The following is an 11,764-nucleotide window of genomic DNA, read 5'->3' as shown; positions in this document are numbered from 1 at the left end:
GTGGTCCGCTTCTGTCAGAATTGAACAATCGAGGGCAGCCATTCGCGGCTGCCCTGCTTGGCATGACCTGAACTACCAGTTCGGCTTCGGCACGACCGGCGCAACCGCGCCGTCCTTGTCGGCCGGATTGACGGCCACGAAGGTGCCGTTCTGCCACTGGCCGACCCACCAAAGATCGCGCAGCTGGTTGTCCTCAAGCTTGACGTCGCCGATGATCGTGCTGAATGTTCCGGTCGACAGTTCCTGGGCCAGCTTCTCGTGGTCGAGGCCGACCCGCTCCACCGATTGCGCCAGCATTTCGAGCGACGCATAGGTAATTGCCGAGGCCCAGCTGTCCGGCGGTGCGCCGGCGCTTTCGGTGTGGCGGGCGAAGTAGTCCTGGATCGCGGGCGAAGCTGCGTTGACGCCGCCGATCGACATCACGCCTTCGTGCTTGCCGTCGGCGATCTTGCCGTAGATCGGGAATGCGCCGCCCACGCCGACATAGAAGACCTTCGGATTGTAGCCCATCGACTGGGCGGTCTTCGTCATGCCGAAGCTGTCCGGCGGATAGGAGAAGGCGACGAAGCTGTCGGCGCCGCTGTCCTTTGCTTCCGCCATCAGCGCGGCGAAGTCCGAGGTGCCGAGCGGATACGTCTTGTCGTAAACGACCTCGAGCCCTGCTTCCTCGAAGGAAGGACGGGCGCCGTTGACCAGGTCGATGCCGAAACCGTCGGCCACCGAGACCATGGCGATCTTGTTGTTGATGGTGCCGGCTGCCACGGCGGCCTTGAGCACTTCGGCAAGGCCGTTGGCATAGTCATGGCCGCCGCCCAGCATCCAGTAGCTGCGCTTCCAGCGGGCGGCGAACTCCGGCGCCTTGTCGGTCACGGCGGTGACGCCGAGCTGCGGATAGCCGAACCGGTCCATCAGCGGTGCGATCGCGAGGTTCGAGCCGGTGCCCCAGGGCGGCAGGATCAGGTCGACCTTGTCCTTGGTGGCCAGCCGCTCGATGGCGCGGACGAGGTCTTCGTTCGACGACCGGTCGTCATACTCGATGACTTCGATCATGCGCTTTGATCCGTCCGGCATGGTCAGTCCGCCGGCGGCGTTGACGTCCTTGACCCACAATTCATAGTTCGGGATCGTGGTGATGCCAGCGCCGGTGGCATTTGGTCCTGTCTTGGCGACGGCGTAGCCGATCTTCACGGTTTCATCGGCGGAATGTGCCATATTGGCGCCAAGCAGCATGGTCATCGCCACGCCGGATGCCAGCGCGCGCAACGTGGTGCGTCGGGTAATCGTCATGAATTTTCCTCCCAATTGCGGGCAGAAGCGGGATTCTGCAATCGCCTTCGCCCAAAATCTGCAGTGATCTCAGCCGAACTCCCAATAACGGCTGAAAATTAGTATCGATCAGCGCCCGTCATAAGAATATGCACTTTTGCGGCAAAGAGTTGCACTTTTGCTTGCAAATCTGGTGAGATCGAAGACATTGGCCGCATGAAACCGACACCTCAGCCCATTGCCGATGATCGCCCCATCCTGTCGCTGCTGCATATCCGCAGTCCCTTGACCCGGGTTGCCTACAGCGTGCCCGCGGACTCGGCCTGCCTGGTGCTGATTGGGGCCGGACAGCTCAGTGTTTCGGATGCCGGAGCCGCGGTCGAGACAGCCCGGACATTCGAAGCGCCGCGGCTGATCTGGAGCCCGGCAGGCAAGGCGCTGGAGCTCGCTGCCCAGGCTGGGGCGCGCGGCATGATCATGCTCGCATCGCGGCAAACGCTGCTCCGCGCCCTGCCGGCAAGCCTGCTGGCCGACCAGATGGGGGTCGTTCTCAGGCAGGGGCTTTCCCGGGCCTTCACCCCGGGCGAGGCAATCGTTCGCCTGATGGAGGGCGTTGCCGCCGAAAAGCAGGACGGCGGACCGGGCAGCCGCGAAGCTCTCGAGCACTACCTCGGGCTGATCCTCCTGCACCTGTGGCGGCTGCTCGGCACCGATATCGTCACCCGGCAGCGTTCGCCCCAAGGGCTGGCAGAACGGTTTGTCATGCTGGCGGGCCTGCACAAGCACCAGCACTGGACGGTCGAGCGCTATGCCGAGCTTCTGGAGGTCAAGCGCGACCGGCTCAATGTTTCCGTCAGGCGCGCCACCGGCATTTCCCCGCAGGCCTATCTGCACCGCGAGATCATGCGCGACGCCTGCGAACTATTGGCCAGCACCGGCTTGCCGGTCAGCCAGATCGCCTTTCGCCTCGGCTTTGCCGACCCGGCCTATTTCAACCGCTTCTTCACCCGGCAATCGGGGCAGACCCCGGGCAAATACCGCCATGTCCTGCGCGGCAGGAAGGAACAGGGGGACCTCACCTATGCGGCCTGGCCGTAAGGCCGCCCCTCCAGTCCATGCGTCAGCGCCTGTTGTAGCTTTCGAATTTCACCCAGGTTCCGCCGCGGCGGGAAGACTCGACGCAGGCCGTTACGAAAGCCACGCCCGCCAGACCCTCTTCGATGCCGGGATAGGTCACACCTTCAGGGGCAGGCTTGCCGTCGCGGTGGGCGATGATGGCTTCGGCTGCCTCGTTGTAGATGGTGGCGAAGCCTTCGAGGTAGCCTTCCGGGTGGCCGCCCGGAATGCGGCTGACGCGCTGGCCCGCGGCGGTGGCGCCCGCACCGTTGCGGGTGAGAAGCCGTTTCGGTTGCCCCAGGGGTGAATGCCAGAGATAGTTCGGATCCTCCTGCGCCCATTCGATCCCGCCCTTTTCGCCGTAGATCCTGAGCTTGAGCGCATTCTCGTTGCCGGGCGCCACCTGGGAGCACCAGAGCATGCCCTTGGCGCCGCCTGAAAATCGCATCAGCACGTGGCCGTTGTCGTCGAGCTGCCGGCCCTGAACGAAGCTGTCGAGGTCGGCGCAGAGCTGATCGAGTTCCAGGCCCGAGACGAAGCTTGCCAGGTTGAAGGCATGGGTGCCGATGTCGCCGGTCGAGCCGCCCAGGCCGGAGCGGGCCGGATCGGTGCGCCAGCCGGCCTGTTTCTGCCCGGTTCCTTCGAGGTTTTCCGACAGCCAGTCCTGGGCATATTCGACCTGCACCAGCCGGATTGCGCCGAGTTCGCCGCTTTCGATCATCTCGCGCGCCTGCCGGATCATCGGATAGCCGGTGTAGTTGTGCGTCAGCACGAACAGCGCGCCCGAACTTTGAGCCGCCTTGGCCAGCTTGCGCGCGTCCGTAAGCGTCGAGGTCAGCGGCTTGTCGCAGATCACGTGGATGCCGCGCTTCAGGAACTCGCGCGCCACCGGATAGTGCATGTGGTTGGGCGTGACGATCGCCACCGCCTCGATGCCTGATTTCAACCGCGCCTCGCGCTTCGCCATCTCGACATAGTCGCCATAGGCCCGGTCGGGGGCGACGCCGAGATCGGCGGCCGACGCCTTCGATTTCTCCGGCGTCGAGGAGAACGCGCCCGCGACCAGCTCGTAGCGGTCGTCGATGCGCGAGGCGATGCGGTGGACGCCGCCGATGAACGCGTCGCGCCCGCCGCCGACCATGCCGAGCCTGATGCGGCGGGAAGCGGTGGAGGAGGTGCCTTCGATAGCCATATTCGTTCCTCCGCTTACGAAATGCCGAGCATGCGGCGGTTGGCCGCCTCGTCGGTGCCGCCGTCGGCGAAATCGTCGAAGGCGCGCTCGGTCACCCGGATGATGTGATCGGAGACGAACTGCGCACCCTCGCGCGCCCCGTCCTCGGGATGCTTGAGGCAGCATTCCCATTCGACCACGGCCCAGCCGTCGAAATCATTGGCTGCCATCTTCGAAAAGATCGCACCGAAGTCGACCTGTCCGTCGCCGAGCGAGCGGAACCGTCCGGCCCGGTCGACCCAGGGCTGGTAGCCCGAATAGACGCCCTGCCGGCCGGTCGGGTTGAACTCGGCATCCTTGACGTGGAACATCCGGATCCGGTCCTTGTAGATGTCGATGTTGTCGAGGTAGTCGAGGCACTGCAGCACGTAGTGCGACGGATCGTAGAGCATGTTGCAGCGGGCATGGTTGTTCACGCGTTCGAGGAACATCTCGAAGGTGGCGCCGTCATGCAGGTCTTCGCCCGGATGGATCTCGTAGCAGATGTCGACGCCGCACTCGTCGGCGAAATCGAGAATCGGCCGCCAGCGTTTGGCCAGCTCGTCGAAGGCGGTCTCGACCAGGCCGGCCGGCCGCTGCGGCCAGGGATAGAGATAGGGCCAGGCCAGCGCGCCGGAGAAACTCGCCATAGCGCCAATGCCCATGTGTTTCGACGCCGACAGCGCCATGCGCACCTGCTCGACCGCCCATTGCTGCCGGGCCTTCGGATTGCCGCGCACTTCGGGCGCCGCAAAGCCGTCGAAGGCCTCGTCATAGGCCGGATGCACGGCCACAAGCTGGCCCTGCAAATGGGTCGACAGCTCGGTGACCTCGACGCCGTTGGCCCGCGCCACGCCCTTGAACTCGTCGCAATAGTCCTTCGACGAGGCAGCCTTCGCAAGGTCGAACAGGCGCCCGTCCCAGCTCGGCACCTGCACACCCTTGTAGCCGCAGTCCGCCGCCCACTTGGTGATCGACTCCCAGGAGTTGAACGGCGCCGCGTCGCCCGCAAATTGCGCCAGGAACAACGCCGGTCCCTTGATGGTTTTCATTGGTTTCCTCCTCCAGATGCACTTTTCTGCTGCGTGGGTTCCACTGACTGTCGGGGTTGGCGAAGTGGACTTTCCTCCAGCCTCCCGTGCCGGTCCCTCCCGGATCCGGGGTGCTCCTCGTCCTTATGTCAGTGGATCCCGCCGCAATTCTTAAATCGTTTGTATCCACGGCAATACACTGCTTGGGGGAATTAGGCAAAACCGATATCCAAATGGGCTGTCGCCGCTGGACGAGGTTGCAAGCACCGCCGCAAGGCCGTGAGCGGCCACCGCCGCCGGCACCGGATGCGCGGTGACGCCTCCGGTCTGGCGTCTGCTGCGGTGTGCGGAGATTTCCGCGGCAAGCCTGCCCGCAAACCGCGAATGCCGGCAATGCCCGCTGCCCCGGGTTTGACTTCGCCCGGCAAACCGTCAGAAATACAGGATGTGAAGATCGCAGACACGCATCCGCAACGATTCCCTCTGCCCGGCCCGAACCGGCAGGGTGATTACCTATGGCAGCAACAATGATTGATCCCCGTAAACGCGACTTTCTCAGCGGCCTGTTTGAAGCTGCCGTCGAGCGCGCCGATCCCCGGCGTGCGCTGCTCGGTGCGCTGCCGGCAAGGCCCGCGGGCCGCACCGTGGTCATCGGCGCCGGCAAGGGCGCGGCCCAGCTCGCCGCCGCGTTCGAGGATCTCTGGGACGGCCCGCTGACTGGCACCGTCGTCACCCGCTACGGCTATGCGGCGCCCTGCAAATCCATCCGGGTGCTCGAGGCGAGCCACCCGGTGCCCGATCAGGCGGGCCTCGCAGCCACGCAGGCCCTGTTTGATGCGGTGTCCGGTCTGTCGAAGGACGATCTCGTTGTGGCTTTGATCTGCGGCGGTGGTTCGGCCCTGCTGCCGGCGCCGCCGGAAGGATTGACGCTCGCCGACGAGCAGGAGCTCAACCGGGTGCTGCTTGCCTCTGGCGCGCCGATCGGCGTGATGAACGCCATCAGGAAACACGCAAGCCGCATCAAGGGCGGCAGGCTCGCCGCCGCCGCCTGGCCCGCCCGCGTGGTCTCGCTCGTCGTCTCCGATGTTCCGGGCGACGAAGCCTGCCAGGTGGCGTCCGGACCCACGGTGCCTGACGCAATCAGCCTCTCTCAAGTCCGCGCCATGGTCGCCGCGCGCAACATTGCTTTGCCGGACAGCATCCTGGCGCATTTCGACAGCGGCCGGGACCTGCCGCCGCACCCGGAAGATCCGCTGTTTGCCAGCAATGAGGTCCGCATCATTGCTTCGGCCGGATTGTCGCTTGAAGCCGCCGCCGAGATGGCCCGGCGCGCCGGGATCGATGCTGCCATCCTGTCGGACGCGGTGGAGGGGGAGGCCCGCGATGTCGGGCTGGTGCATGCGGCGATCGCCCGGGAAGTGGCCGGCCGCGACCGTCCGTTCGCCAAACCCGTCGTCATCCTCTCGGGCGGAGAAACGACGGTTACGCTGAAAGGCAAGGGCAAGGGCGGCCGCAACACCGAATTCCTGTTGTCGCTTGCGTCCGCGATCGACGGTGTCGAGGGCATTGCCGCGCTCGCGGCTGACACCGACGGCATTGATGGCTCGGAAGACAATGCCGGCGCCTTCGCCGGTTCGCAGACCGCTAGCGAGATGCGGGCAAAGGGTCTCGATCCGCTGGCGAGCCTGGCTGCCAATGATGCCTGGACCGCCTTTGATGCCGTCGGGGAGCTGTTCGTCACCGGACCTACCGGTACAAATGTCAATGATTTTCGCGCGATCCTGGTCGGAGAACTGCCGGCATGATGCCTGCTTGACCGGGGTAGGGGCTTGCCCTTGAGCCAACCGCTGGGCTTTGGGGCAGGGAAGCTACGCGGCGGTATGAACCCGCAACGAAATCTGGCTGCCGACGTAGCTGCGCAGCTGCACCAGCGCGTTGTCGATTTGCGCAGCCTCTTCAAGCAATTCGTAATTCCCAGGCTCCGCCGATATTTCGCCGTAGAGGATTGCCGATATGCGGCACAGATTGTTCAGGCATCCGTATATTATTTGCTTTTGTCGGGTAGGGGTGCTGTCGCTTTCAACCAGACGAATGACCTCTGGGGCCTTGGCGTCGTGAACTCTCTTAAGATTCGCGAGGCGGTGTGAAACTGTCATGTGCAATTATCCTGACAGGAGTTGTTGGCAAAACTCGAATCACGCTGCGAAACTACTGTATTCAAATAGATCGTCATAAAATAATCCATGATTCGTACCGAAGTGTCCAGTTTATCCAGATTGGCACAAGATTCACAAATGCTTGAAGCTTGTAAGGAGTTTGGTTTTCTTCTCGTAATCTCGCACCCGGAAAACCGCACACGTTTTCTCGTTCCACAACCGTATCATGTTGCGGCCAATTTCCCTCCGTTGTTTGGTCGATTTCACGTTTGCACGCAGCGGCGACCGTAGCAATTCGCCAAAGGTCAGGTGCACGAATGTTTCCACAGATAAAAACATCCGTATTTTCCAATGGGCTTGAAATGGAGCGAAACTCCTGTCCGAACCTGTTCTGATTCGATTGTATGTGCACATGCGATAGATAGTGGTAAGGCACCGTTGCCCGCCGCACCCTGAAACCCGTTGGCCGATTCCGGCCGACAAGAACCTGCCTGTGAGTTTTGGCCATGACTGAACCCGCCGACCGCGAAGAAGACATTGCTGCGTCTCCGTCCGCGCCCGACGTGATGGATCATGACGAGATCTACGGTGAAGACGGTTCGATCCGGCAGGACTATCTGACGGCGATCGGTGCGGCGATTGCGGACCGCGATGTGCTGTTCCTGCGCGAGCATGTGGTTCGCCTGCATGAATCCGAGCTTGGCGATCTGCTGGAATCGATCAGCGCGCCGCAGCGTCACGCGCTGGTGTCGCTGCTTGGCGATGACTTCGATTTCGCCGCGCTCACCGAGGTCGACGAGGCCATCCGTCTCGACATCATCGAGGCGCTGCCCAATGCCAGGATTGCCGAAGCCCTTGGCGAGCTCGATTCCGACGATGCGGTCTACATTCTCGAAGACCTCGACGAAGAGGACCAGAAGGAGATTCTCGCCGCCCTGCCGTTTACCGAACGGGTCAGGCTGCGCCGCTCTCTGGATTATCCCGAGGACACCGCCGGTCGCCGCATGCAGACCGAGTTCGTCGCGGTGCCGCCCTTCTGGACGGTGGGCCAGACCATCGACTACATGCGCGACGAGGAAGACCTTCCCGAGAGTTTCAGCCAGATTTTCGTCATCGACCCGACCTTCAAGCTTGTCGGCGCGGTCGCGCTCGACAAGATCCTGCGCACCAAGCGGCTGGTTCGCATCGAGGAGGTGATGGACGAGACCCGCTATCGCATCAATGCCGAGATGGACCAGGAGGAGGCCGCGCAGCTGTTCGAGCAGTACGACCTTCTTTCGGCCGCGGTGGTTGACGAGAACGAGCGCCTGGTCGGTGTCCTGACCATTGATGACGTGGTGGACGTCATCCACGAGGAGGCCGAAGAGGACATCAAGCGGCTGGGCGGCGTGGGCGACGAGGAACTCTCCGACAGCATCCTGTCGACGGTGCGCTCCCGTTTCACCTGGCTGCTGATCAATCTCGGCACCGCCATCCTCGCTTCCGCCGTCATCAGCCTGTTCGACGCGACCATCGAGCAGATGGTGGCGCTGGCGGTGCTGATGCCGATCGTCGCCTCGATGGGCGGCAATGCCGGAACACAGACCATGACGGTGACGGTGCGGGCCTTGGCCACCCGCGATCTCGATATCTACAATGCGGGCCGCATCATCCGGCGTGAGGCGGCCGTTGGTTTCATCAACGGGATCCTCTTTGCCGTGATCATCGGCGTGGTCGCGGGCCTTTGGTTCTCGAGTCAGGGGCTTGGCGGCATCATCGCCGCGGCGATGGTGGTCAACATGCTGGCGGCGGCGCTCGCCGGCATCCTGCTGCCGTTGCTCCTGGAGAAGGTCGGCGCCGACCCGGCGATCGCGTCGGCGGTGTTCGTCACCACCGTCACCGATGTCGTGGGCTTTTTCGCGTTTCTCGGGCTGGCCGGCTGGTGGCTGTCATTTGCCTGATTTGAACAGGCTGCGGTGGCCATGCTGCGGATTTTGACTTATACGTAAAAGTAAGTCGTCATCAGAGTTCGCAGGATCGATCCGCTTTGGACAAATATTACACCATCACCGAGTTGACCCGTGAATTCGGGATTTCGACCCGGACCTTGCGTTTTTACGAGGACGAGGGGCTGATCCAGCCCGAGCGCCGCGGTCGGACACGGCTGTTCCGGGCAGCCGACCGGCGGCTGATCCAGGAGATCCTGCGCGGCCGCCGCATCGGCTTCACCATAGCCGAAATCCGCGAAATCATCCAGGTCTACAAGGACCCGCCCGGAGAAGCCGGGCAATTGCGGCTGTTGATGCGCAAGGTCGAGGAGAAACGCGAGGATTTGCGCCAGAAACGCCGCGACATCGAGGAAACGCTGGTCGAACTCGACCATATCGAGGAATCCTGCCTGACCCGGCTCGCCGAGATCGGCGTCAACACCTGAGCCGCTGGACGGGGCCGCCTCTCAATCGGCGGATGCTTCAGATCCAGCGCCGGACTTTGCGGCAATAGTCTTCGAACTGGTATCCGAACTTGGCGAGCAGGTGGTTTTCTTCCCGCCGGATGGCCAGGAAATAGGTCAGGATTCCGTCGATTGGAGCGAGAGCCAGGAACCAGCTGTTGTGTGACAGGAAACCCATCCCGACAAGCAGCATCATGTTTGCGAGATAAATCGGATTGCGGCTGTAGCCAAACGGCCCGTGGGCAACCAGATGCGTCGAGCCGCGATTGGGCAGGATCGTGGTCTTGGATTCGTGCAGCGTCCGCATCGCCCACAGGTCGATGCCGAGCGCCAGAACGATCATCAGCACGCCGACCGTCCTTATGCCCGGGAATTCGAGCGCCATCGGCACAACCTTGTTCAGCACGATCGCGGCGAGCGTAAACCCGACAAGCAGCAAGGGCGGCCATGGTATGAAGTTCGGTCTCTCCCGATAGGCATTCATCGACAGGAATCCCTTTGATACTATTGTGTCAGTAATAAAAAATTCATGTATTCAGTAATATAGGCCTATTTCGATCGTGCTGTGCATTGTTCGGCAATGGCGGGTATGCGCGCATCTGATTCCTGTGTGATTTGGCCCGAAATAAAGGGCTGGAACAGTCCCTGAGAAAGCAATTCGTCGGTGACGCAGCCGCAAAACTGCTTGCAGAATGCCGCGCTGTTGTTCGCTTGGCAACTGGTTTCACATTCCGCCAGGAAACCCGGCAACGGGTCCGCAGGCGTGGCGGGAACCAGTTGCGAGGCAATCCAGACCAGCGAGATCAGCACCGGTTGATGCACCAGATAAAAGGCCAGACTGTGACGGCCGCAGAACCGTGTCGCCCGGGCAGCCGGACCGGATCCGGTCTTCACCGCCGCAAGGCGCCTGGTCAGGCCCTGCGCCACCGCGGCCTTCGTCACGCCCATGCCGATCAGAAAGGGCCCCAGCCAGGGCAGCAGCGGCACGAAATCATTGGACCGCGGCGGCACCGTGAACAGCCCGATCCATGATAGCCAGACGGGATTGAACGCCTCGTGCCGGTAAAACCCCGGCAGGGCGATGCAAACGGCGCCCGCAAGCACCGTGAGTGGCGCCGGCAGCCGCAGGAACGCCAGGCCCAGCACGCTTGAGGCGGCGATCGCATGCAGGATGCCGAAATGGATGAAGCTGTCCGGCGTGGCGAAAACGGTTGCCAGGGTAATCAGCGCGGCGGCGCCTGCAACCATGGCGATCCGCTTCAGAAAGGCATCCCGCCTTATGCCATTGCCATGGGCGAGCATCAGGCTGACGCCCGCCAGGAACAGGAAGCTGCCGGCGATCGAGCGGGCATAAGCCTTGAGCAGGCCATGCGTGGATGTGCCGGGGTCAAGATAGCCAAACAGCTCCAGATCCCATGAAAAATGGTAGGTCGCCATGGCGAACAGCGCCAATCCCCGCGCCAGATCGAGCACCTCGATGCGTTGCGATGGCCTTCCTGGCAGTGTCGCGGTGCCGCTCGTGTCGCTCAAAGCCGTCTCTCCATCAGAACCGCCTGCCATCCTGCCCAATCACGCCCAAATGCCGGTCCGTTCGATTGGAATCGCGTCACCATATCTGACCACAGCCTTGAATAGTCCGCGAGCCCGCTCAATGCGAAACTGGCTGGATTTTTCTGCCGCCGTTGCTGACGAGCAGCCCTGCCAGCACCAGCGCCAGGGCCGCGATAAGGTTGAGCGTCAGCGGCTCGTCGAGAATGAGCACCCCCAGGGCCACCCCGAACACCGGAACCAGGTTGATCGACAGCGAGAAGCGCGAATAGCCCACGGCGCGGATCAGGGTGAAGCGGACGATATAGGCGATGCCCGTGGGAAACAGGCCAAGATAGATCAGCGATCCGATCGCCGGTATCGACAGCGCCGGCGACAGCAGGCCTTCCAACGTCAGAGCCAGCGGGATCAGCACCGCCGTGCCGATCGCCAGCGCCAGGCAGGCAAGCCGCACCGGCGGCATGGTGATCCGCCGGATCAGGAGCCCGGCCATCACGTAGCAGACAGAAGCACTAAGCGCAGCGAGCTTGCCAGGCAGCGAACCTCCGGCAAGCCCGGCAAAGATGCTCGGGCCGACAAGTACGACAATTCCAGAAAAGCCCAGCAGCACCGAGACCAGCTTGCGCGGCGTCAGCCGGTCGTCGTCTGTCATCAGGTGGCTGCCGATCAGCGCCAGGAAAGGGCCGGTGCCCATCAGCAGCGCCAGCACGCCGGCATCGATGGTCTTGCCTGCCCAGGCGATGAGAATGAACGGCACAACCACATTCAGGAGCGCCATGCCGACGATCAGTCCCCACTGGCCGCGGCCATCCGGCCACACCATGCCGCGCCAGATCGCGTAGGGCAGCAGCACCAGGAATCCGATGCCGACGCGAATCGCCGCGAGCCACACCGGACCGGTCTCGGGAACCGCGACACGGATGGCGATAAACCCCGAGGCCCAGATCAACGAGGTCATCACCATCAGCGTCAGATCCAGCCGCGTCGGGGCCCTGATCGGTTGCAA

At 62.9% G+C, this 11,764-nt stretch carries 11 protein-coding genes; 4 read left to right on the top strand and 7 right to left on the bottom strand.

Annotation, left to right across the window (positions count from 1 at the left end):
* Nucleotides 1-72: 72 nt before the first annotated feature.
* Nucleotides 73-1,287, bottom strand: a complete 1,215-nt coding sequence (locus O4H62_RS01860) for an amino acid ABC transporter substrate-binding protein (protein ID WP_269385445.1) — start codon at nt 1,285-1,287, stop codon at nt 73-75.
* Between the two features lie 195 nt (nt 1,288-1,482).
* Here O4H62_RS01860 and O4H62_RS01855 point away from each other — a divergent pair, with 195 nt between their 5' ends.
* Nucleotides 1,483-2,364, top strand: a complete 882-nt coding sequence (locus O4H62_RS01855; protein WP_269385444.1) for a helix-turn-helix transcriptional regulator — start codon at nt 1,483-1,485, stop codon at nt 2,362-2,364.
* Between the two features lie 22 nt (nt 2,365-2,386).
* Here the strand turns inward: O4H62_RS01855 and O4H62_RS01850 are convergent, their stop codons facing one another.
* On the bottom strand, nt 2,387-3,574 hold the full coding sequence (locus O4H62_RS01850) for a Gfo/Idh/MocA family protein (protein WP_269385443.1): 1,188 nt from the start codon (nt 3,572-3,574) through the stop codon (nt 2,387-2,389).
* A 14-nt stretch (nt 3,575-3,588) separates the two neighbouring features.
* On the bottom strand, nt 3,589-4,644 hold the full coding sequence (locus O4H62_RS01845; RefSeq protein ID WP_269385442.1) for a sugar phosphate isomerase/epimerase family protein: 1,056 nt from the start codon (nt 4,642-4,644) through the stop codon (nt 3,589-3,591).
* Nucleotides 4,645-5,150: 506 nt separating this feature from the next.
* Between O4H62_RS01845 and O4H62_RS01840 the strand changes: the two genes are divergently transcribed.
* Nucleotides 5,151-6,428, top strand: coding sequence for a glycerate kinase type-2 family protein (locus O4H62_RS01840; RefSeq protein ID WP_269385441.1), 1,278 nt, complete (start codon nt 5,151-5,153; stop codon nt 6,426-6,428).
* A gap of 63 nt (nt 6,429-6,491) precedes the next feature.
* On the opposite strand, the gene O4H62_RS01835 is transcribed toward O4H62_RS01840, so the two are convergent.
* Nucleotides 6,492-6,779, bottom strand: coding sequence for a hypothetical protein (locus O4H62_RS01835; protein ID WP_269385440.1), 288 nt, complete (start codon nt 6,777-6,779; stop codon nt 6,492-6,494).
* A gap of 566 nt (nt 6,780-7,345) precedes the next feature.
* Here O4H62_RS01835 and mgtE point away from each other — a divergent pair.
* Complete coding sequence (gene mgtE / locus O4H62_RS01830; RefSeq protein ID WP_269386269.1) at nt 7,346-8,719, top strand: magnesium transporter; 1,374 nt, start codon at nt 7,346-7,348, stop codon at nt 8,717-8,719.
* Nucleotides 8,720-8,805: 86 nt separating this feature from the next.
* Nucleotides 8,806-9,192 carry a MerR family transcriptional regulator gene (locus tag O4H62_RS01825; RefSeq protein WP_269385439.1) on the top strand — a complete coding sequence of 129 codons (387 nt, stop codon included), beginning with the start codon at nt 8,806-8,808 and terminating at the stop codon, nt 9,190-9,192.
* Nucleotides 9,193-9,229: 37 nt separating this feature from the next.
* On the opposite strand, the gene O4H62_RS01820 is transcribed toward O4H62_RS01825, so the two are convergent.
* From O4H62_RS01820 to O4H62_RS01810, 3 genes are all read right to left on the bottom strand, one after another.
* On the bottom strand, nt 9,230-9,694 hold the full coding sequence (locus O4H62_RS01820) for a methyltransferase family protein (protein ID WP_269385438.1): 465 nt from the start codon (nt 9,692-9,694) through the stop codon (nt 9,230-9,232).
* A gap of 65 nt (nt 9,695-9,759) precedes the next feature.
* Nucleotides 9,760-10,770, bottom strand: coding sequence for a DUF1624 domain-containing protein (locus tag O4H62_RS01815; RefSeq protein WP_430538357.1), 1,011 nt, complete (start codon nt 10,768-10,770; stop codon nt 9,760-9,762).
* An 88-nt stretch (nt 10,771-10,858) separates the two neighbouring features.
* Entirely contained in the window at nt 10,859-11,764 is a 906-nt protein-coding gene (locus tag O4H62_RS01810) for a DMT family transporter (protein WP_269385436.1), read from the bottom strand.

This window comes from Parahoeflea alexandrii (assembly GCF_027214025.1).
Taxonomy (GTDB): Bacteria; Pseudomonadota; Alphaproteobacteria; order Rhizobiales; family Rhizobiaceae; genus Hoeflea; species Hoeflea alexandrii_A.
The sequence above is the reverse complement of the archived record's forward strand: the minus strand, read 5'-3'. Positions and strand labels throughout refer to the sequence as shown.